We start from the raw sequence: 19,277 nt of genomic DNA on the forward strand, positions 1-19,277 counted from the left end.
GGCCGGACAATGGTGTTGCGCGTACCGGCCATATCGCACATCGGGGCTTCAGCGACGTGTGCCGTGAGGCATCATGGGGAGCCGGCCAGCGGCCGGCACTACCCCCCTTTTTTTTGAACAGCATTGCCATGAACCTGCATACCTGGTGGATCTTCGCCGTCACCGTGTTCATCCTGTGCGGCACCCCCGGCCCGAACATGCTGCATGTGATGACCCGCAGCGTACGCGTGGGCTTCCGCCGCAGCGTGGCGGCGATGGCCGGCTGCCTGACTGCGCTGGTGCTGGCCCTGGCGATCTCCGCCGCCGGCCTGGGCGCTGTGCTAAAGGCCTCGCCGCTGGTGTTCGATGTGCTGCGCTATGCCGGCGTGGCCTACCTGGTCTACCTGGGCATCAAGGCCTGGCGCGGCGGCGATGCGCCGCTGGACGTAGGCAGCAGCACGGCACTGGTGCCGAGCTCGCGCAGCGTGCTGTTCCGCGACGGCTTCATCATCGGCATCAGCAATCCCAAGCTGCTGCTGTTCGCCTCGGCGTTCCTGCCGCAGTTCGTCGACCTGGGCCAGCCGCAGCTGCCGCAGTTCGTGATCCTGGTGGGCACCTTCGCGGTGATGGAAATGTTCTGGTATGCGGTGTATGCGGCCGGCGGCCACAGCCTGGCCGGCTACCTGGCCCGCCCGGGCCTGCGCAAGGTGTTCGACCGGGTGGTCGGCACCATCTTCATCGGTTTCGGGCTGGCATTATTGCGCGCGCGGCCGTGAGCATCCGGCACCGGGCAGGCAGCACCGGCGCGTAACGCCGGCGGCGCTAGAATCGGGCGCTTCCCGCTGCGAACCCGGAGAATCGACATGCTCGCCAAGAACACCGTTTGCCTCTGGTACGACGGCACCGCGCTGGATGCGGCCACCTTCTACGCCGCCACCTTCCCCGACAGCGCGGTCACCGCCGTCCACCACGCCCCCGGCGATTTCCCCTCGGGCAAGCAGGGCGACGTGCTGACCGTGGACTTCACCGTGGCCGGCATCGCCTGCATCGGCCTCAATGGCGGCCCGGCCTTCAAGCACAGCGAAGCATTCTCGTTCCAGATCGCCACCGACGACCAGGCCGAGACCGACCGCCTGTGGAATGCCATCGTCGGCAATGGCGGCCAGGAAAGCGCCTGCGGCTGGTGCCGCGACAAGTGGGGCATTTCCTGGCAGATCACCCCGCGCATCCTCAGCCAGGCGGTGACCAGCAAGGACCCGGCACTGGCCAAGCGCGCGTTCGAGGCGATGATGACCATGCGCAAGATCGACGTGGCCGCCATCGAGGCGGCGATAAAGGGCTGATGCGGCTGCAGCGCCGCACTACCGACAGCGGCGACCGGCAACGGGCGCCGGCCCGACGCGCGCTTCAACGCGCCGCTGGCGTGGGCACGCGGCGCCACGCGCGCAGCAGCGGCAGCGGATCGCGCGCACCGTCGGCGCCGTAGATGCCCCAGTGCAGGTGGGGTGGGGTGCCTTTGGCGTTGCCGCTGTCGCCGACCTGGCCCAGCACGGTGCCGGCGGCGACCACCTCGCCGCGGGCCAGGCCCTCGCGCCACCCTTCCAGGTGCGCATAGTAATAACGCTCGCGGGCCGGCCCCAGCACCCATACCTGGCGCCCGCCCAGGCCACCGTCGCGGATATCCATCACGATCCCGGCGCTGGCGCTGCGCACCAGGGTGCCGCGTCTTGCGAAGATGTCCAGGCCGGCGTGGCGGCGGTCGCGCCCGCGCGGCGCGCCGAACGTGTCGGCAATGGCGCTGGCGCGCACGCCGTCCACCGGCACCGGCAACGCGCTGGCTGGCGGCATCTGCGACAGCGCCCACAGCGCACGCGGGGCCTGTGCCCAGCGGCTGTTCCACAGCGCTGCGGCAGCGACTATGGCCGCGCCCAGCAACAGCGCCCGCAGCAGCCAGCGGCGCACGCGCCGGGCCGGCGAACCGTCTGCCGGTGGCGGTGACGGCAGGGCAGCCGACGTGGACGAAGGCGGGTGGGGCATGGCACTCCAGCGGGACCGATGGCAGGCCGATCTTATGCCGCCGCAGCGGTGCGCACCAATGCCCGCCGCGCACAGCAAGAACGGCCAAATGCACCGGCGCGGCCTGCGCTACCCTGCGCAGCTGTCGACCCGAACCGATCCCATCGCATGAGCGCGGCACGCAGGGCCCTGTGGTACATCGAAAGCCACCATGCCGAAAACCTGACGCTGGCCGATATCGCGCGCGCCGTGCAGCTGTCGCCGTTCCACCTCTCGCGGCTGTTCCAGGCCGGTACCGGTACCTCGGTGGTGCGCTATCTGCGCGGGCGCCGGCTGAGCGAAGCGGCGCGCCGCCTGGCTGCCGGCGCCGGCGACATTCTCGAGGTGGCGCTGGGTGCCGGCTATGCCTCCCATGCCAGCTTCACCCGCGCCTTCGCCGACCAGTTCGGGCGCACACCGGAGCGGGTGCGCGAGCAGGGCCTGCACGGGCTGGCCCTGGTGGAACCGCTGCGGCTGCAGGACAGTGCCGCACCGTGCGCGGTGGAGGCGCGCCCACGGCCTGGCCGCGCGCTGCGCATCGCCGGTATCGGCGCGCGGCATACCCCGGCCACCGTTGCCGGCATTCCCGCGCAGTGGCAGCAGCTGGCGCTGGCCCGGCCCGCGTGCGGCGGCATCCGCTATGGGGTGTGCTGCCATGGCGATGACAGCGGCGGCTTCGACTACATCGCAGGCATCGAGGTAGGCGCGGCCGCGCCGCTGCCGGCCGGCTGGCAGGCCGTGGATATCCCCGCGCGGCCCTACCTGGTGGCCTGGCACGACGGCCACATCGCCGCGATCCGTTCCACCTGGTACTGGCTGTTGAACGTCTACCTGCCGGGCGCCGGACTGAGCCTGGCAGATGCTCCGGACATGGAGCGCTACGACGCCCGCTTTGACGATACGACCGGCCTGGGCGGCGTGGAAATCTGGCTGCCGCTGGCCGGGCCCTCCCCCTGCAAGGAAACCGCATGACCACTCCGATTGTTCGTTGCTGGGCCCTGGCCCTGTTGCTGTTGGCGGCCCCGGCGCTGGCCGCCCCACCGGTGCCGGTCGGCGAGCGCCACGGCAGCGCACGCCTGCCCAGTGCGGCGGTGCGCGATGCGCAGCAGCGCGACAGCGTGCGCTACACCGTCTGGTACCCGGCCCAGCCCGGCGCCGACGAGCAGCCGGTGGTGATCGGGCCGCCGCAGGCGCCGTTGTTCACCGTTGGCACGGCCGCGCCGCAGGCTGCCGTGGCCAGCGGCCGGCTGCCGGTGCTGCTGCTTTCGCATGGCAATGGCGGCAGCGCGCGGATGATGGGCTGGTTCGGCATCGGCATGGCCCGCGCCGGTTACCTGGTGATCGCGGTCGACCACCCCGGCAACAACGGCGTGGACCCGCCCACCACCGCCGGCAGCGTGCTGATGTGGGAGCGCGCCGGCGATCTGGCCGCCGCATGGACCGCGGTGCAGGCCGACCCGCAGCTGTCGGCCCACCTCGATACCCGCCGCGTGGGCATTGCCGGGTTCTCGGCCGGCGGCTTCACCGCGTTGCTGGCCGCCGGCGCGCGCGCGGACATGCCGCGGCTGCTGGCCTTCTGCACGGCCCATCCCGACGATGGCGTGTGCCAGCCGCAGGCCGAAACGCCCGCGCTGACCCTGGCGCAGCGGCAGGCGGCCGCCGGTACCCCGGCGCTGGCTCCGTTCGTCGCCCGGGCCGGCGGCGACCACGCCATCGCCGGGGTGCGCGCGGTGTTCGTGATGGCACCGGCGATGCTGCAGGCCTTCCCACCGGCCACGCTGCAGGCACTGCGGCAGCCGGTGTCGATCCTGGCCGGCGATGCCGACCGCGTGGCCCCGCAGGCCACCAACGCCACGCCGGCGGCAGCGTCGATCCCCAACGCGCAGCTGCGTATCCTGCCGGCGGTGGGCCACTACGATTTCCTGTCCGACTGCACCGCCGTGGGGCTGCAGCGCGTCGGCGCACTGTGCCAGGTAGCCACGCAGCGGGCGGCCACGCATCAGGCCGCGATCGCGCAGGCCACGCAGTTCTTCGCCGAGGCGATGCCGGTGCCGGGCAGCATGTAGGCGCGTCGTCGGGACGATCAAGACGATCCTGGATCGATGCGTCGGTCGGCGGAACTGCATGGCCACCCATGCAAACCCTGTTTCGGGACCGATTATGCTGTGCCGATGTCGACCCCGCGCCCCTCCCTGCTGTTTCCCGTCCTCGCCGTGCTCGGCTCGGTCACCGCCCTGTCGGTGGGCACCTCCTTTGCCAAGCAGCTGTTCCCGCTGATCGGCGCGCAGGGCACCAGTGCATTGCGCGTGGGCTTCTCGGCGCTGGTGCTGCTGATGGTGTTCCGGCCCTGGCGCTGGACCACCTCGCGCGCCGACGCCGGGGCGATCATCCGCTACGGGGCCACCTTGGGGCTGATGAACCTGCTGTTCTACATGGCGCTGCGCACGATTCCGTTCGGCATCGCGGTGGCGATCGAGTTCTGCGGGCCGCTGGCGGTGGCGATGTGGTCCTCGCGCCGGCCGATCGACTGGTTGTGGGTCGGCTGCGCGCTGGCCGGGCTGTTGCTGCTGCTGCCGCTGGGCCACGGAGCGCCGCTGGACCCGGGCGGGGTGATGTTCGCGCTGGGCGCGGCGGTGTGCTGGGCGCTGTACATCATCTTCGGCAAGCGCGCCGGCCACCTGCCGGCCGGGCACACGGTGTCGCTGGGGCTGTGCGTGGCGGCGCTGGTGGTGGTGCCGGTGGGCGTGGCGCATGCCGGCATGGCCTTGCTGGAGCCGAAGATCCTGCTGTTCGGGCTGGGTGTGGCGATCGTCTCCAGCGCGATCCCGATGTGGCTGGAGATGGCCGCGTTGAAGCGGCTGCCCAAGGAGACCTTCGGCATCCTGATCAGCATGGAGCCGGCGGTGGCCGCGCTGCTGGCGATGGGGCTGCTGGCCGAACACCTCACGCCGCTGCAGTGGGCGGCGATCGGTTGCACCGTGCTGGCCTCGGTGGGCAGCACGGTGACGGCAAGGCGGGCGACCGTACCGGTGGTGGGGGCGTAGAGCCGGGCTCTGCCCGGCTGCTCTGCACCCAGGCACCGCGCAGCCGGGCAGAGCCCGGCTCTACGTGCGCAGCGCGTGGCTGGGGACGTCGATGGCCATGGCCAGGGCCAGGTGGTCGGAGAACGCGGCCGGTACCGCTTCGGCGCTGCGTTGCTGCAGGCCGCTGCTGAGCAGGATGTGGTCGATGGCCCGGTCCGGGCGCCAGCTGGGGAAGGTCGGCACCGCGCAGCCGGGCGGCTGCAGGGTGGTCTTCTGGTACAGCACCTGCATTTCCGGGCGCTCGGCCAGGCAGTTGAAATCGCCCATCAGCACCGCATTGGGGTGGTCGGACAGCAGCTCGGCGATGAAGGCCAGCTGCGACATCCGCGAGTTGGTGCCCAGCGACAGGTGCGCCACCGCCACCGCCAGCCCCTGGCTGCCATCGCCGAACTTGGCCAGCAGCACCCCGCGCCCGCCGATGCGGCCGGGCAGGGCGTGGTCCTGCACTTCCACCGGCTCCAGCCGGCTGAGCAGGCCATTGGCACTGGAGGCCACTCCGCCCATCCGGCGGTTGGGCTGGTGGCTCCAGTAATTGAACCCGGCCCGCTCGGCCAGGTAGTGGGTCTGGTTGGTGAAGCCCGAGCGCAGGCTGCCGGGGTCGGCTTCCTGCAGGCCCACGATGTCGTGCCCGCGCGCCAGCTGGGCAATCGCATCCAGGCTGGTGCGCTTGCGCCCGGCCGGCAGCGCATGCGACCAGCTGCGGGTCACATAGTCGCTGTAGCGACGGGTGCTGCTGCCGGCCTGGATATTGGCCGTCAGCAGGCGCAGGGTCCGCGTGGTGGGGGAAGTCACAACGGTAGCCAGGTCCAACCCGATCAGCTGCCCTTGGCGGCGCGTTCGCGGGCGATCAGGTGATCGGCGATGCGCAGCATGTCCGGGAAGCTCTTGCCCTTGACCAGGTACTTGCCGTTGACGATGACCGACGGGGTGCCGGTGATCTTGCTGCGCTGGGCGAACTGCTTGGCGGCATTGGTCTTGGCGTTGACCGCGAAGCTGCCCATGGTGCTGGCGAACTGCTTGGCATCGGCGCCGTGCTTGGCATAGAAGCCGGCGATGTCGTCGACCGAATCGGCGCCGCGCTCGCCCTTCAGGGTCTGCTCGGCGTGGATGGCGGCATACATGGCTTCGTGGGTCTTGTCCTGCAGGCCCATGCTCTGCGCGGCGTAGAAGGCGCGGGCATAATTGTCCCAGGTGCCGCCGAACATGGCCGGAACGTAGACGAAGTTGACGTCGCTGGGCAGGCCGGCCTTCCACGGCCCGATCAGCGGCTGGAACGCGGCGCAGGCCGGGCACACATAGCCGAAGATCTCGGCCACTTCGATCTTGCCGGTGGCCGGCTGGAACGGCTGGCCGTTTTCGATCAGCTCATAGTCGCTGCCTTCCACCGGCTCCGGGCCGGTCGGGCGCGAGGCGGCCGGCGGCGTGGCGCTGGCCGCAGCGGTTTCGGCTGCGGCGGTTTCACCGCTGGCGGCGGTTGCCGCGGTGGCGGCCGGGTCGGTGGCCGGGGCGCTGCTGGTGGCAGCCGGTTCGGTCGGGGCGGTGGTGTTAGCGGTACCGTCCTGGGCCTTGCAGGCGGCCAGGATCGGCAGCAGGGCCATGAGCACAATGGCGAAACGGGTCTTCATCGAAGCATCTCCAGCGGATGAGCATGTTGGGGCCGGCGCTGTGGGCAGCGGCCAAGGGGGAATCATGGCACGCGCGAACGGGCGCCCGGCGTGCACGGTAGGTGACGGTTCAGCGAGCCTGCACGGGGCAGCGCCGCTCAGCGGGCGCGTTCGCCGCGGGCGCGGGCGATCAGGGCGTCGGCGTTGCGCAGCATGGCCTCGAACGAGTCGCCCTTGACCAGGTACCGGCCATTGACCACCAGCGCCGGCGTGCCCGGCACCTGGGTGCGCTGGGCGAAGCTGCGCGCGGCCTTGATCTTCTCGTCCACCGCAGGGTCCTTGAGCGCGGCCAGGTAACGCGCCGGTTCCACGCCATAGGCCTTGTAGAAGGTGGCCAGCTCGTCCGGCGACACGTTCTGCATCGGCAGCGAACGCTGCTCGTGCAGGGCATCGAACATCGCGCGGTGGCTGCGCTTGGCCACGCCGAGCTGGTCGGCGGCGTAATAGGCGCGTGCGAACGAATCCCAGACCCCGCCGAACGCGGCCGGGACCGGGGTGAAGCGCACATCCTTGGGCAGCTTGGCGGCCCAGGCTTCCAGCTGCGGCTCGAAGCGCGCGCAGTGCGGGCAGGTGTAACCGAACATCTCCACCACTTCGACCTTGCCGGCCAGCGGGGCGTACGGGCCGGGCTGTTCGATCAGCTCGTAGTCCTTGCCTTCAACCAGTGCCGGCGGTGCGGCGGCCAGGGCGGACAGCGGGCTCAGGGCCAGCAGCAACAGCATCAAGCGGGGCATCAACGTCATCTACATCCATCTCCATCGGAAAAAACCACGCCGGCCCATCGCCGGCGTGGCAGTGAACATAACCCGCCGCAGCGGCGGGGCGGCCACTGCGCCGCCGAACGGCGCCTACGGTGCCTTGGGCGGTGCGGCCGCGGCCAGGTCGTCGGCGCGGTTGTGCAGGCCCTGCAGGTAGCTGCCCAGGGCCTGGATCTCCTGTTCGGTCAACTGCTTGGCGATGCTGGCCATGATCTGGAAATGGGCCTTGTCGGTTTCCTGGGTGGTACCGGCCTGGTACTCCTGCAGCCGGCGCGCCACATAGGCGGCGTGCTGGCCGCCCACATGCGGGTAGGCCGGGCCCGGGTTGCCGGCGCCGGTGGGGCCATGGCAGGCCATGCAGGCCGGAATGCCGCGTTCGGCATCGCCGCCGCGGTAGAGCTGCTGGCCGATCTCGTAGAACTTCTTGCCGGCGTAGGGGCCTTCGCTGACCAGGCCGTCGTCGGCCAGCCCGGCGCCGGCCTTCTGGGTGGCGAAGTAGGCGCCGATGTCGCGCATGTCCTGCGGGCTGAGGTCCTGCACGAACGGCACCATCGCCGCGGCGGCCCCGGAACTGCGCTGGCCGTTGGCGATCAGCGCCATCTGCTGGGCCACGTAGCGTTCGCTCTGCCCGGCGATGCTGGGGTACATCTCCACGGTGGAGTTGCCATCGGCCGAGTGGCAGGCCGCACAGGCGGCGGCCTTGGCCTGGCCGGCCTTGGCGTCGCCCCAGGTGGTCTTGCTGAAATCGACCTCCAACGAGGCGGTCTTGATCGGCCCGTTGTCCGGCAGCGGGGTGATCGAGGTCTGGGCGACGGCAACGGCGGCCAGCAACGAGACAGCAACAGCGGAAACGGCAAGAACGCGAGCATGGCGCATGCGGAAGCTCCGTGTGGACCGGCCTGGCGGGTGCAGGGTGCACACGCGGGGATCGACCGATTATCCATGCGCTTTCACGCTACGGTCAACGCAGGGTGCAGCATAAAGCGCGCCGAGGCAGCGCGGAGCGGGCCCGGACATGCGATCCTATGGGCATGTCATTGCTCCTCGAACGTGCCCACTACCTGCTTTCGGCCCACAACACCCGGCAATTGCCTGAGGATGTCGGGGCCGAAGTCGCCTTTGCCGGGCGCTCCAATGCCGGCAAATCCAGCGCCCTCAACGCCCTGACCCGCCAGAACAGCCTGGCCCGGGTCTCCAAGACCCCCGGCCGCACCCAGCAGCTGGTGTTCTTCGAGGTCACCCCGGACGCCAAACTGGTCGATCTGCCCGGTTACGGCTACGCCAAGGTGCCGCTGGACCTGCAGGCCCACTGGCAGGCCTTCATCGACCAGTACTTCCGTACCCGGCAGGCGCTGCGCGGCCTGGTGGTGGTGATGGACATCCGTCACCCGCTGAAGGACTACGACCGCCAGATGCTGGCCTATGCGGTGCAGCGCGGCCTGCCCGCGCATGCGCTGCTGACCAAGGCCGACAAGCTCGGCCGCGGCCAGCAGGGCATCGCCCTGCAGAAAGTGCGCAAGGAACTGCAGTCCTCCTTCGGCGATACGGTCAGCGTGCAGACCTACTCCGGCCACGCCCGTCAGGGCGTGGACGAGGCGCGCGAGATCATCGGCGGCTGGCTGGGCCTGAACAAGCCGGCAGCGGAAACCGCGTAACCGGCAACGCCGGCCGCGCCCCGCGGCGGTAGGCACCGACCGTTGGTCGATGCGCCCCTCACCCGGCGCGCCGGTTCACCGCAACGGCGCAAACTCCCCCGGCACCCACGCAAACGCCTGGCCCTCGCGGCGCACATGGCCCAGCCCCGGGAACGGCAGGTGCGCCCCGGCCACCCACCCTCCCTGATCCGCCGCCCGGGCCATCATCGCCCGGCGGCTGGCGATCGCCGCGGTGCGGTCGCTGTCGGCCTCGAACGCGGCATCGGGCCGGGCGAACTGCACGGCATGGAAGTGCACGATGTCGCCCCACACCAGCAGCGACTGGCCATTGCCGCCATCCAGTTGCCACGACACGTGGCCGGGCGTATGCCCGTGGCTGTCCAGCGCGGTCACCCCGTCGGGCAGGGCCTGACCGGGCGTGAACCGGCGCAGCTTGCCGGCGCGGTCATATGGGGCCACCGCCTTGCGCGCCAGCGCGAAGGCAAAACGCACGCCCTGCGGGGCACCGGCTTCGCTGGCCGGGTCCAGCCAATAGCCGGCATCGGCGGCCGACAACCACACCGTCGCCTTCGGGAAGGCCATCTGGCCCTGCGCATCGAGCAGGCCGCACAGGTGGTCCGGATGGGCGTGGGTGAGCAGCACGTCATCCACCTCGGTCGGATCGAACCCGGCCGCGCGCAGGTTGCCCAGCACCTGGCCCAGGCCGGGCCCGAAGCACTGCGCGGTGCCGGTGTCGACCAGGGTAAGGTGCCTGCCACGCTGCACCAGGTAGGCATTGACCGCGGTCTGTAGGCCCTTGCCGTCTTCGGGCACGTAGCGGTGGTCGAGCAGGCGGGTGACCGCGCCCGGGTCGATCCCGACCAGTTCCTGCCGACCCAGCGCCACCGTGCCGTCGAACAGCGCGGTGACCCGCAGCGCGCCGATCTGCTGGTGGTAGACGCCGGGCACCTGCGCGGTCGGGCGGTGTGCGGTGCCGGCCCAGGCCGAACCGGCGCAGGCGGCCAGCAGCAGGGCGCTGGCCAGGGAGCGGACAGAGGGGAGGGACATACGATCTTCCATGCAGGCGGCCGGTGCCGCGGTAACCCCATGCTGCGCGCCGGCACGCGCGCGGTTCGCTCACAATGCGCCGCGATCCGCTCGCCGCCTCAACCGTTGCCGATCGCCCCCGGTTCCAGTCCGTAGCGGGCGGCGAAGCGTTTGCTGAAGCTGCCCAGCGAGCGGTAGCCCACCCGTGCGGCCACCGTCTTGAGCGGCAGCCGGGTGGTGTAGAGCAGGGTCATCGCATGCGCCAGCCGCGCATCCGCGATCAGCTCGCGCATGCTGGCCTGTTCGCCGGCCAGCCGCCGGCGCAGGGTGGCCCCGCTCAGCCCAAGCTGCTGCTCGAAGTCGCGCGACTGCCAGTCGCGTTCGGGCTGGGCGGCGATCAGGTCACGGATGCGTTCGCCCAGGCTGGGCTCGGGCGGTACCAGCAGGCTGCCGTGCCCGCGCCGGCAGAACGCCATCACCAGCGCGGCCAGGGCAAGGCGCGCTTCGCTGTAGCGGCCGTGTTCCAGCGCCTGGCGCCACTGCCGCAGGCTGTGGCCATGCTCGGTCAACGGCAGCCGTGCCAGCGCATCGCCCGCCTCGGGCAGCGGCTCGTTCCACAGCACGCGCGCGGCCGCCAGGACTTCGGCGCACAACGGCACGATCGCGCTCAGGTAGACCCCGCTGGCCGGATCGGGAATGTTGACCACGTCGATGCGGCAGCGCCGGGTGATCAGGAACAGATCGCCCGGCACCAGCTGCAGCGATTGCTGCCCGCAGGCGACCTGCTTGCAGCCCTGCAGCAGGATCGCAAGCTGCGGTTGTGGAATCTCCACCGAACTGGCGCCATGTTCGCGGCGCGCGGTGATGCAGGCATAGCCGTCGGCACGCTGGCAGTCGGCCAGGCTGGCCATTTCGGCCAGCAGCGCGGCAGGTTCGCTGCGGCTGCCGCTCATCGCGCGGTGTCCAGCAGTCGGCCGATCAGCGCGGCCACGCCCATCGCCAGGGCACCCCAGAACATGACCCGCAGCGCACCGCGCAGCGGCGGCGCGCCGCCGGCACGGGCGGCCATTGCGCCGGTCAGGCCCAACCCGGCCAGGGTGGCGGCGGTGGTGAACTGGGCCACCTGCGCATGCGGGGCCAACAGCGCGGTCAGCACCGGCAATGCGGCGCCGGCGGTGAATGCCGCGGCCGAGGCGATGGCCGCCTGCAGCGGGCGGGCGCGCAGTTCTTCGGTGATGCCCAGCTCGTCGCGCGCATGCGCACCCAGCGCGTCGTGCGCGGTCAGCTGCACCGCCACTTCATGGGCCAGTGCCGGGTCCAGCCCGCGCTGCCGGTAGATCGCCGCCAGTTCCTGCAACTCGCTGTGCGGGTCGTCGTGCAGTTCGCGTTTTTCCACCACCAGATCGGCCCGTTCGGTATCGGCCTGCGACTGCACCGATACATACTCGCCGGCGGCCATCGACATCGCCCCGGCGACGGTGCCGGCGATGCCGGTGGCCAGTACCGTCGAGGCCGAGGCACCGCTGGCGGCGATGCCGACCACCAGCCCGGCCACCGACACGATGCCGTCATTGGCGCCCAGCACGGCGGCGCGCAACCAGCCGACGCGGTCGGAGCGGTGCACTTCGGGGTGTCGGGAGCGGCTCATGCCCACAGTCTAGGTGGTCGCCTCGGGCAAAGGCCAACCGCAGCCGCCCTGTGCGGCATGCCGGCGTCGCGCACGGCCCGGGGGAGGGCAGGGCGCCAATGTGCAACTGCGTCCCGTAGGATGCTGAAATCCGTCACGGTGACGCGACGGCCGCAGGCGCCACGATATAGTGCGCCCTTGCGATGCAGGGCGATCAGCCCCACATCCCCGTCCAGACCAGAATCCTGCGAGCCTCCCCTTGTCGAGCCCCAGCCACGTCGCCGAGACGCCGATCACCGACCGAAACGAACTGGTCGCCACGTTGGCCTCCGGCGAAAAGCCCAAGGCGCAGTGGCGCATCGGCACCGAGCACGAGAAGTTCGGCTTCCGCCTGGACGACCTGCGCCCGCCCACCTTCGATGGCGAGCGCGGCATCGAAGCCCTGCTCACCGGCCTGACCCGCTTCGGCTGGGCGCCGGTGATCGAAGGCGGCCGTACCATCGCGCTGCTGCGCGACAACGCTTCGGTCACCCTGGAACCGGCCGGCCAGCTGGAACTGTCCGGCGCGGCGGTGGAAACCATCCACCACACCTGCGTGGAAACCGGCACCCACCTCAACGAAGTGGCGCAGGTGGCCGGCGAGCTGCAGCTGGGCTTCCTCGGCATGGGCTTTCAGCCCAAGTGGACGCGCGATGAGATGCCGTGGATGCCCAAGGGCCGCTACAAGATCATGCGCGACTACATGCCCAAGGTCGGCTCGCTCGGCCTGGACATGATGACCCGCACCTGCACGGTGCAGGTCAACCTGGATTACGCCACCGAAGCGGACATGGTCAAGAAGTTCCGCGTATCGCTGGCGCTGCAGCCGATCGCCACCGCGCTGTTCGCCGATTCGCCGTTCACCGAAGGCAAGCCCAACGGCTTCCAGAGCTATCGCTCGCACATCTGGACCGACACCGACAACGACCGCACCGGCATGCTCGACTTCGTGTTCGAAGACGGCTTCGGCTACGAGCGTTACGTGGACTACCTGCTCGACGTGCCGATGTACTTCTCCTACCGCGACGGCAAGTACCACGATGCCAGCGGGCAGAGCTTCCGCGATTTCATGGTCGGCAAGCTGCCGGTGCTGCCGGGCCAACTGCCCACGCTGCGTGACTGGTCGGACCACATGACCACCGCGTTCCCGGAAGTGCGGCTGAAGAAGTACCTGGAAATGCGCGGTGCTGACGCCGGCCCGTGGAGCCGCCTGTGCGCGCTGCCGGCGTTCTGGGTGGGCCTGCTGTACGACGATGCCGCGCTGGATGCGGCCTGGGACCTGGTCCGCGATTTCAGCCTGGCCGAGCGCCATGCATTGCGCGACGGCGTGCCGCGCCACGCATTGAAGCTGCCGTTCCGCAACGGCACCGTGCGCGACCTGGCCCGTGCGGCGCTGGAAATCGCCGTGGCCGGCCTCAAGCGCCGCGCCGCGCTCAATGCCGACGGCCAGGACGAAAGCCATTTCCTGGATGTGCTGCAGGAAATCGTCGATTCGGGCCTGACCCCGGCCGACCGCAAGCTGGCGCTGTTCAACGGCGAATGGAACCAGAACATCGACCCGCTGTTCAAGCATTTCGCGTATTGAGTGCCGGTGACGACCAACGGTCGTCGCCTACCATTGCCATCCCCGCCGGTAGGTACCGACCGTTGGTCGGTACACGAGATCAGGTCGGTTCCGACCATTGGTTGGCGCACAACGCCAGCCCCGGTAGGTATCGACCGTTGGTCGATACCCCGGCCTCAATGCGCCGCGCTCTTGGAAAACAGATTGATCACCGCCACGCCGGCCACGATCAACCCCATCCCGAGCAACGCCGGCGCATCCAGCTTCTGCTTGAACACCACCCAGCCGATCACCGAGATCAGCACGATGCCCACCCCGGACCAGATCGCATAGGCCACGCCGGTGGGAATGGATTTGAGGGTGAGTGCCAGCAGGTAGAACGCGGCGGCATAGCCGACCACCGTGCCGATCGACGGCCACAGCCGGGTGAAGCCTTCCGACGCCTTGAGCAGGCTGGTGGCGATCACTTCGAACACGATCGCAAGGCCCAGCAACAGATACATGTTCATCGTGCGCGCACCGTTTGGACGATGCGCGCATTGTACGTTCGGCCCCACCATGTGCCGGGCGCTGCAGCAGTGCCCGGCAACGTCGGGGTTCAGGCCGCCTGTGCGCCAAGCGTGGCCATGTCGATCACGAAGCGGTAGCGCACATCGTTCCTGGCCATGCGCTCCCAGGCTTCGTTGACGGTATTGATGTCGATCACTTCCACATCGCTGACGATGTTGTGCTCGGCGCAGAAATCCATCATTTCCTGGGTTTCGGCCATGCCGCCGATCGCCGAACCGGTCAGGTGCTTGCGGCCGAAGATCACGCTGGCGCCGGTCAGCGGCGGGTCCAGTTCGGTCAGCACGCCTACCAGGCACATGGTCGCTTCGCGCTTGAGCAGGCCCATGTACGGGTTGGTATCGTGGCCGACCGGAATGGTGTTGAGCAGGAAATCGAAGCTGCCGGCATGGGCCTGCATCTGCGCCGGGTCGCGCGACACCAGCACCTCGTCGGCGCCCAGGCGCTTGGCATCGGCGCCCTTTTCCGGGGTGGTGGTGATCATCACCACGGTGGCGCCCATCGCCTTGGCGAACTTCACGCCCATGTGGCCCAGCCCGCCCAGGCCGATCACGCCGACCTTCTGGCCGGGGCCGACCTTCCAGTGGCGCAGCGGCGAATAGGTGGTGATGCCCGCGCACAGCAGCGGTGCGGCGGCCTTCAGGTCCAGCGTGTCGGCCACCTTCACCACGAACCGCTGCTCGGTGACGATGTGGTCGGAGTAACCGCCGAAGGTGGGCTTGCCGCTCTCACGTTCGGTGCTGTTGTAGGTGAAGGTTGCGCCATTGGCGCAGTACTGCTCCAGGTCGTGTTCGCAGGCATCGCAATGCCGGCACGAATCGACCATACAGCCCACGCCGGCGTGGTCGCCCACCTTGAAGCGGGTGACGTTGGCGCCCACCTCGGTGACCCGGCCGATGATCTCGTGGCCGGGCACCATCGGGAACTTGGCATTGCCCCAGTCGTCGCGGGCCTGGTGCAGGTCCGAGTGGCAGATGCCGCTGTACAGGATCTGGATGCGGACATCGTCCGGGCCGACCGCGCGGCGCTCGAAGGAGAACGGGACCAGCGGCGCGGTCTGGTCGTGGACGGCATAACCGTGGGCGAGGGACATGGGAATCCTTGGCAGGTTTGTAGAAAGGCGCTTTACAATACGCCCGGTTGCCGTACACGGACAGTCAGGATATCGGCATGATTCATCAAGGCAGACTGCATAATCATGGTCACTGACAACCTCACCCACCTGGCCGCCTTCGCCGCCGTGGCCCGCCACCGCAGCTTCCGCCGCGCCGGCGCCGAGCTGGCCCTGTCCACCTCGGCGGTGAGCTATGCCATCCGCGCGCTGGAAGAACGCCTGGGCGTGGGCCTGTTCCACCGCACCACCCGCAGCGTGGCGCTGACCGAAGCCGGCCAGCGCCTGCTCGAGCGGCTGCAGCCGGCACTGCACCAAGTGCATGATGCGCTGGAGGAAATGAACCACTTCCGCGCCGCCCCGGCCGGCCTGCTGCGCGTCAACGCCACCCGCGCTGCGGTGCCTACCCAGCTCGGCCCGCGGCTGGCGCGCTTCCTGCACGCCCATCCGGACGTGCGCCTGGAGCTGGCCCAGGACGATGGCCTGGTCGATATCGTCGCGCGCGGTTTCGATGCCGGTGTGCGCCTGCACGAGTTCGTGCCCGAAGACATGGTGGCCGTGCCGCTGGGTCCGTCGCTGCGCGGGCTGATCGTGGCCACCCCGGCCTACCTGGCCGCACGCGGCGTCCCGCAGCATCCGCAGGAGCTGGTCGCGCACGAATGCGTGCGCTTCCGCTTCGCCAGCGGCCACCTGTACAAGTGGCAGTTCGAGCGCGACGGCAAGGCGCTGGACATCGACGTACCCGGCCGGCTCACCCTGGACGAACAATCCACCATCCTGCAGGCCGTGCTCGACGACCTGGGCCTGGCCTATGTACTGGAAGATGCCGCCCGACCGCACCTGGACAGCGGCCGGCTGCAGGCCGTGCTGGAAGACTGGAGCCCGCCGTTCGCCGGCTTCGTGCTGTATTACCCGCGCCAGCGGCAGATGTCCTCGGCGCTGCGCGCCTTCGTGGACATGCTGCGCGACAGCGCCTGACCGTCGCCACGCCGGCAACCGGTAGTGCCGGCCGCCGGCCGGCAACCCCTGCCATGGGGCTTTACCACCAGCATATTTCGGTCCTCAACAAGTTCACGGTGGCGCAGGTCATCCTCGGAGAGCCGGTTGTCGCAGTGGTGCGCCGCGAGCTACGCCGTCTTTTCCCGGAGCTCAGGATCGAGTCGGAAGCTATCGTTGAGCTACTCAACAACGAGATACTGAAGCGGGAAGTGCTGGACGGGGAGAAGGTGAAGGATGCCCAGCAGCGCATTCGCAAGGCGTTGACGAAGAACGCCAAGACTCAGGCCAAGAAGCGTGCCGAGGGCGACGATCCCGTATCCCCTGAAGAGATGACTATCGCCTGATTGAGGTAATCGCGGTGGCGATCGCCACCGCGGCATCAACGGGCCGGCATCCTGTCGGCCCGATGTCATGCAGCGGACTGCTCCCGGCCCATGAGGAAACCCACATGAGCACCGACAATAGTCCGTGCGCTCTGATGCCGTGTCCGTGCTGTGAGGTGGGGGCCTTCTTTGAGCATGGGGTCTACGAGATCTGCATTGTGTGCGGCTGGGAGGACGATCCGGTCCAGGCAGCCTTACCTGACTATGCCGGCGGAGCCAATCGAACCAGTCTCAATGCGGCCCGGCAGCGGTGGCTTTCACGGGGCTCAGCGGGTTAGCGGCCACCCGCAGACGCACCATGTATACTATCCCCCAGTATAGTTCTCCGGTCATTCGCCCGTGCCGCATTCCCCCGAAGAGAAGAAGAAGGTCCTGGCCCGCGTGCGCCGCATCCGCGGCCAGTGCGATGCGTTGGACCGGGCGCTGGAAGGCGGCGCCGACTGCGGCCCGGTGCTGCAGCAGATCGCCGCGATCCGCGGCGCCGTCAACGGGCTGATGTCCGAGGTGATGGAAGCCCACCTGCGCGAAGAATTCGGCCAGCCGGCGCAGTCCGATACACAGCGCGCCGAACGCGTGCGCGACATGAGCGCGTTGATCCGTTCCTACCTGAAATAAGCGTGCGGGCCACCGCGCGCTGTCCTGTCCTGTTCCCTGTCTTGGAGAGTTTCCGATGAAATCCCGTGCCGCTGTTGCATTTGGTCCCGGCCAGCCGTTGAAGATCGTCGAGATCGACGTCGCCCCGCCGCAGAAGGGCGAAGTGCTGGTGCGCATCACCCATACCGGGGTCTGCCATACCGATGCGTTCACCCTGTCCGGCGATGATCCCGAAGGCCTGTTCCCGGCCGTGCTCGGCCATGAAGGCGCCGGCATCGTGGTCGAAGTGGGCGAGGGCGTCACCAGCGTCAAGCCGGGCGACCACGTGATCCCGCTGTATACCGCCGAGTGCGGGGAATGCCTGTTCTGTACCTCGGGCAAGACCAACCTGTGCGTGGCCGTGCGCGCCACCCAGGGCAAGGGCGTGATGCCCGACGGCACTACCCGCTTCAGCTACAACGGCGAGCCGATCTACCACTACATGGGCTGCTCGACCTTCAGCGAATACACCGTGGTGGCCGAAGTCTCGCTGGCCAAGATCAACCCGGACGCCAACCCCGAGCATGTCTGCCTGCTCGGCTGCGGCGTCACCACCGGCATCGGCGCGGTGCACAACACCGCCAAGGTGCAGGAAGGCGATTCGGTAGCCGTGTTCGGCCTGGGCGGCATCGGCCTGGCCGTGATCCAGGGCGCGCGCCAGGCCAAGGCCGGGCGCATCTTCGCCATCGATACCAATCCGTCCAAGTTCGAGCTGGCCAGGCAGTTCGGTGCCACCGACTGCGTCAACCCGAAGGAATTCGACAAGCCGATCCAGCAGGTGATCGTGGAGATGACCACCTGGGGCGTGGACCACACCTTCGAGTGCATCGGCAATGTCAACGTGATGCGGGCCGCGCTGGAATGCGCGCACCGTGGCTGGGGTCAGTCGGTGGTCATCGGCGTGGCCGGTGCGGGCCAGGAAATCTCCACCCGCCCGTTCCAGCTGGTCACCGGCCGTTCGTGGAAGGGCACCGCCTTCGGCGGCGTCAAGGGCCGCAGCCAGCTGCCGGGCATGGTCGAGGATGCTATGAAGGGCGATATCGAACTGGCCCCGTTCGTCACCCACACCATGGGCCTGGAGCAGATCAACGATGCCTTCGCGCTGATGCACGAAGGCAAGTCGATCCGTTCGGTGGTCCACTACTGATGGCTGCCGGCGGCGTGCCACGCGCCCGCCGCCCGGCCAGGGAGATACCCATGCAACGTATCGAACACCGTGCCGCCTGCGGCGGCTGGCAGGACGTGTACCAGCACCGCTCGCAGGTACTGGACTGCGAAATGAAGGTCGCCGTCTACCTGCCCCCGCAGGCGGCCACGCAGAAACTGCCGGTGCTGTACTGGCTCAGCGGGCTGACCTGCACCGAGCAGAACTTCATCACCAAGGCCGGCGCGCAGCGGTATGCGGCCGAGCACGGGGTGATCCTGGTGGCGCCGGACACCAGCCCGCGCGGCGACGACGTAGCCGACGCCGACGACTATGACCTGGGCAAGGGCGCCGGCTTCTACCTCAACGCCACCGAGCAGCCCTGGGCGGCGCACTACCGCATGTACGACTACATCGTCGACGAACTGCCGGTGCTGATCGAGGCCCATCTTCCGGCCAGCGATGCACGCAGCATCAGCGGCCATTCGATGGGCGGGCATGGCGCGCTGGTGATCGCCCTGAAGAACCCGGGCCGCTACCGCAGCGTGTCGGCGTTCTCGCCGATCGTGGCGCCCACCCGCGTGCCGTGGGGCCAGGAGGCGTTCACCGCCTACCTGGGCGAAGATCGCGCCAGCTGGTCGGCCTGGGATGCCAGCGAACTGGTGGCCACCGCCCAGGAGCGCCTGCCGCTGCTGGTGGACCAGGGCGCGGGCGATGAGTTCCTCGACACCCAGCTGCAGCCGCAATGGCTGCAGGCCGCGTGCACCGCCGCCGGCCATCCGCTGCAGCTGCGCCTGCAGCCGGACTACGACCATAGTTACTACTTCATCAGCAGTTTCATTGGCGAACATATCGCGCATCACGCCAAGGCACTGCAGGGCTGATCGCGACAGCGCGCAGGCGGCAATCGTGCTGCCTGCGCGGTGGGTCACAGCGATGGGTTAGGAACTGGCGCTAATATCGACAGCTACATCGGTGGAAGTGCGACGT

The 19,277-nt window shown here is 69.2% G+C and carries 23 protein-coding genes; 13 read left to right on the plus strand and 10 right to left on the minus strand.

Translation table 11 applies throughout. From position 1 onward, the window contains the following. Nucleotides 1-128 precede the first annotated feature (128 nt). Both IC535_RS09255 and IC535_RS09260 read left to right on the plus strand, forming a co-directional pair. Complete coding sequence (locus IC535_RS09255; protein ID WP_228885390.1) at nt 129-755, plus strand: LysE family translocator; 627 nt, start codon at nt 129-131, stop codon at nt 753-755. Between the two features lie 87 nt (nt 756-842). Beyond that, entirely contained in the window at nt 843-1,322 is a 480-nt protein-coding gene (locus tag IC535_RS09260) for a VOC family protein (protein ID WP_228885391.1), read from the plus strand. Between the two features lie 64 nt (nt 1,323-1,386). Here IC535_RS09260 and IC535_RS09265 read toward each other — a convergent pair whose 3' ends face one another. Next, nucleotides 1,387-2,016, minus strand: coding sequence for a M23 family metallopeptidase (locus IC535_RS09265; RefSeq protein ID WP_228885392.1), 630 nt, complete (start codon nt 2,014-2,016; stop codon nt 1,387-1,389). 147 nt (nt 2,017-2,163) lie between these two features. Here IC535_RS09265 and IC535_RS09270 point away from each other — a divergent pair, with 147 nt between their 5' ends. From IC535_RS09270 to IC535_RS09280, 3 genes are all read left to right on the plus strand, one after another. Then, entirely contained in the window at nt 2,164-3,006 is an 843-nt protein-coding gene (locus IC535_RS09270) for an AraC family transcriptional regulator (RefSeq protein ID WP_228885393.1), read from the plus strand. After that, nucleotides 3,003-4,100, plus strand: coding sequence for an alpha/beta hydrolase family protein (locus IC535_RS09275; protein ID WP_228885394.1), 1,098 nt, complete (start codon nt 3,003-3,005; stop codon nt 4,098-4,100). Before IC535_RS09270 ends, IC535_RS09275 begins: the two co-directional genes overlap by 4 nt. 105 nt (nt 4,101-4,205) lie before the next feature. Further along, a complete protein-coding gene (locus IC535_RS09280) occupies nt 4,206-5,078 on the plus strand; it encodes an EamA family transporter (RefSeq protein WP_228885395.1) in 873 nt (290 codons plus the stop codon). A 60-nt stretch (nt 5,079-5,138) separates the two neighbouring features. On the opposite strand, the gene IC535_RS09285 is transcribed toward IC535_RS09280, so the two are convergent. From IC535_RS09285 to IC535_RS09300, 4 genes are all read right to left on the minus strand, one after another. Then, nucleotides 5,139-5,879: an endonuclease/exonuclease/phosphatase family protein gene (locus IC535_RS09285; protein WP_228885456.1), complete on the minus strand. Its 741-nt coding sequence runs from the start codon at nt 5,877-5,879 to the stop codon at nt 5,139-5,141. Between the two features lie 53 nt (nt 5,880-5,932). After that, a complete protein-coding gene (locus IC535_RS09290) occupies nt 5,933-6,742 on the minus strand; it encodes a thiol:disulfide interchange protein DsbA/DsbL (RefSeq protein WP_228885396.1) in 810 nt (269 codons plus the stop codon). Nucleotides 6,743-6,879: 137 nt separating this feature from the next. Further along, a complete protein-coding gene (locus tag IC535_RS09295) occupies nt 6,880-7,524 on the minus strand; it encodes a thiol:disulfide interchange protein DsbA/DsbL (protein ID WP_228885397.1) in 645 nt (214 codons plus the stop codon). A gap of 105 nt (nt 7,525-7,629) precedes the next feature. Beyond that, a complete protein-coding gene (locus IC535_RS09300; protein WP_228885398.1) occupies nt 7,630-8,415 on the minus strand; it encodes a c-type cytochrome in 786 nt (261 codons plus the stop codon). 155 nt (nt 8,416-8,570) lie between these two features. Between IC535_RS09300 and yihA the strand changes: the two genes are divergently transcribed. Beyond that, nucleotides 8,571-9,194, plus strand: coding sequence for a ribosome biogenesis GTP-binding protein YihA/YsxC (gene yihA, locus IC535_RS09305; protein ID WP_228885399.1), 624 nt, complete (start codon nt 8,571-8,573; stop codon nt 9,192-9,194). A 75-nt stretch (nt 9,195-9,269) separates the two neighbouring features. Here yihA and IC535_RS09310 read toward each other — a convergent pair whose 3' ends face one another. The 3 genes from IC535_RS09310 to IC535_RS09320 all read right to left on the minus strand — a co-directional run bounded on the left by IC535_RS09310 (nt 9,270) and on the right by IC535_RS09320 (nt 11,868). Beyond that, nucleotides 9,270-10,241, minus strand: a complete 972-nt coding sequence (locus IC535_RS09310) for an MBL fold metallo-hydrolase (protein WP_228885400.1) — start codon at nt 10,239-10,241, stop codon at nt 9,270-9,272. Nucleotides 10,242-10,339: 98 nt separating this feature from the next. Next, a complete protein-coding gene (locus IC535_RS09315; protein WP_228885401.1) occupies nt 10,340-11,173 on the minus strand; it encodes a helix-turn-helix domain-containing protein in 834 nt (277 codons plus the stop codon). Next, nucleotides 11,170-11,868, minus strand: coding sequence for a VIT1/CCC1 transporter family protein (locus IC535_RS09320; RefSeq protein WP_228885402.1), 699 nt, complete (start codon nt 11,866-11,868; stop codon nt 11,170-11,172). Before IC535_RS09320 ends, IC535_RS09315 begins: the two co-directional genes overlap by 4 nt. Nucleotides 11,869-12,106: 238 nt before the next feature. Between IC535_RS09320 and IC535_RS09325 the strand changes: the two genes are divergently transcribed. Next, nucleotides 12,107-13,471 (plus strand): glutamate--cysteine ligase, encoded by a 1,365-nt coding sequence (locus IC535_RS09325; protein WP_228885403.1) that lies wholly within the window; start codon nt 12,107-12,109, stop codon nt 13,469-13,471. Nucleotides 13,472-13,626: 155 nt separating this feature from the next. Here IC535_RS09325 and IC535_RS09330 read toward each other — a convergent pair whose 3' ends face one another. Both IC535_RS09330 and IC535_RS09335 read right to left on the minus strand, forming a co-directional pair. Then, complete coding sequence (locus IC535_RS09330; protein ID WP_228885404.1) at nt 13,627-13,959, minus strand: EmrE family multidrug efflux SMR transporter; 333 nt, start codon at nt 13,957-13,959, stop codon at nt 13,627-13,629. An 89-nt stretch (nt 13,960-14,048) separates the two neighbouring features. Next, nucleotides 14,049-15,110: an NAD(P)-dependent alcohol dehydrogenase gene (locus tag IC535_RS09335; RefSeq protein WP_228885405.1), complete on the minus strand. Its 1,062-nt coding sequence runs from the start codon at nt 15,108-15,110 to the stop codon at nt 14,049-14,051. Between the two features lie 105 nt (nt 15,111-15,215). Here IC535_RS09335 and IC535_RS09340 point away from each other — a divergent pair, with 105 nt between their 5' ends. From IC535_RS09340 to fghA, 6 genes are all read left to right on the plus strand, one after another. Then, nucleotides 15,216-16,106, plus strand: coding sequence for a LysR family transcriptional regulator (locus tag IC535_RS09340; RefSeq protein ID WP_228885406.1), 891 nt, complete (start codon nt 15,216-15,218; stop codon nt 16,104-16,106). Between the two features lie 53 nt (nt 16,107-16,159). Beyond that, complete coding sequence (locus IC535_RS09345) at nt 16,160-16,471, plus strand: hypothetical protein (protein ID WP_228885407.1); 312 nt, start codon at nt 16,160-16,162, stop codon at nt 16,469-16,471. Between the two features lie 134 nt (nt 16,472-16,605). After that, a complete protein-coding gene (locus IC535_RS18845; RefSeq protein ID WP_429000340.1) occupies nt 16,606-16,788 on the plus strand; it encodes a CPCC family cysteine-rich protein in 183 nt (60 codons plus the stop codon). A gap of 61 nt (nt 16,789-16,849) precedes the next feature. Further along, a complete protein-coding gene (gene frmR / locus IC535_RS09350; protein ID WP_228885408.1) occupies nt 16,850-17,125 on the plus strand; it encodes a formaldehyde-responsive transcriptional repressor FrmR in 276 nt (91 codons plus the stop codon). A gap of 55 nt (nt 17,126-17,180) precedes the next feature. Continuing rightward, the gene (locus tag IC535_RS09355; RefSeq protein WP_228885409.1) at nt 17,181-18,290 is read left to right on the plus strand and encodes an S-(hydroxymethyl)glutathione dehydrogenase/class III alcohol dehydrogenase; all 1,110 of its coding nucleotides are present in this window, start codon (nt 17,181-17,183) and stop codon (nt 18,288-18,290) included. A 50-nt stretch (nt 18,291-18,340) separates the two neighbouring features. After that, nucleotides 18,341-19,171: an S-formylglutathione hydrolase gene (gene fghA, locus IC535_RS09360; RefSeq protein ID WP_228885410.1), complete on the plus strand. Its 831-nt coding sequence runs from the start codon at nt 18,341-18,343 to the stop codon at nt 19,169-19,171. The last annotated feature ends 106 nt before the right edge of the window (nt 19,172-19,277 follow it).

This window comes from Stenotrophomonas rhizophila, assembly GCF_020857975.1.
GTDB classification, from domain to species: Bacteria; Pseudomonadota; Gammaproteobacteria; order Xanthomonadales; family Xanthomonadaceae; genus Stenotrophomonas; species Stenotrophomonas rhizophila_C.

Coding starts and splice junctions, on each gene's coding strand:
- IC535_RS09255 (WP_228885390.1), top strand. CDS start 129: ATGAACCTGCATACCTGGTGGATCTTCGCCGTCACCGTGTTCATCCTG.
- IC535_RS09260 (WP_228885391.1), top strand. CDS start 843: ATGCTCGCCAAGAACACCGTTTGCCTCTGGTACGACGGCACCGCGCTG.
- IC535_RS09265 (WP_228885392.1), bottom strand. CDS start 2,016: ATGCCCCACCCGCCTTCGTCCACGTCGGCTGCCCTGCCGTCACCGCCA.
- IC535_RS09270 (WP_228885393.1), top strand. CDS start 2,164: ATGAGCGCGGCACGCAGGGCCCTGTGGTACATCGAAAGCCACCATGCC.
- IC535_RS09275 (WP_228885394.1), top strand. CDS start 3,003: ATGACCACTCCGATTGTTCGTTGCTGGGCCCTGGCCCTGTTGCTGTTG.
- IC535_RS09280 (WP_228885395.1), top strand. CDS start 4,206: ATGTCGACCCCGCGCCCCTCCCTGCTGTTTCCCGTCCTCGCCGTGCTC.
- IC535_RS09290 (WP_228885396.1), bottom strand. CDS start 6,742: ATGAAGACCCGTTTCGCCATTGTGCTCATGGCCCTGCTGCCGATCCTG.
- IC535_RS09295 (WP_228885397.1), bottom strand. CDS start 7,524: ATGACGTTGATGCCCCGCTTGATGCTGTTGCTGCTGGCCCTGAGCCCG.
- IC535_RS09300 (WP_228885398.1), bottom strand. CDS start 8,415: ATGCGCCATGCTCGCGTTCTTGCCGTTTCCGCTGTTGCTGTCTCGTTG.
- yihA (WP_228885399.1), top strand. CDS start 8,571: ATGTCATTGCTCCTCGAACGTGCCCACTACCTGCTTTCGGCCCACAAC.
- IC535_RS09310 (WP_228885400.1), bottom strand. CDS start 10,241: ATGTCCCTCCCCTCTGTCCGCTCCCTGGCCAGCGCCCTGCTGCTGGCC.
- IC535_RS09315 (WP_228885401.1), bottom strand. CDS start 11,173: ATGAGCGGCAGCCGCAGCGAACCTGCCGCGCTGCTGGCCGAAATGGCC.
- IC535_RS09320 (WP_228885402.1), bottom strand. CDS start 11,868: ATGAGCCGCTCCCGACACCCCGAAGTGCACCGCTCCGACCGCGTCGGC.
- IC535_RS09330 (WP_228885404.1), bottom strand. CDS start 13,959: ATGAACATGTATCTGTTGCTGGGCCTTGCGATCGTGTTCGAAGTGATC.
- IC535_RS09335 (WP_228885405.1), bottom strand. CDS start 15,110: ATGTCCCTCGCCCACGGTTATGCCGTCCACGACCAGACCGCGCCGCTG.
- IC535_RS09340 (WP_228885406.1), top strand. CDS start 15,216: ATGGTCACTGACAACCTCACCCACCTGGCCGCCTTCGCCGCCGTGGCC.
- IC535_RS09345 (WP_228885407.1), top strand. CDS start 16,160: ATGGGGCTTTACCACCAGCATATTTCGGTCCTCAACAAGTTCACGGTG.
- IC535_RS18845 (WP_429000340.1), top strand. CDS start 16,606: ATGCCGTGTCCGTGCTGTGAGGTGGGGGCCTTCTTTGAGCATGGGGTC.
- IC535_RS09355 (WP_228885409.1), top strand. CDS start 17,181: ATGAAATCCCGTGCCGCTGTTGCATTTGGTCCCGGCCAGCCGTTGAAG.
- fghA (WP_228885410.1), top strand. CDS start 18,341: ATGCAACGTATCGAACACCGTGCCGCCTGCGGCGGCTGGCAGGACGTG.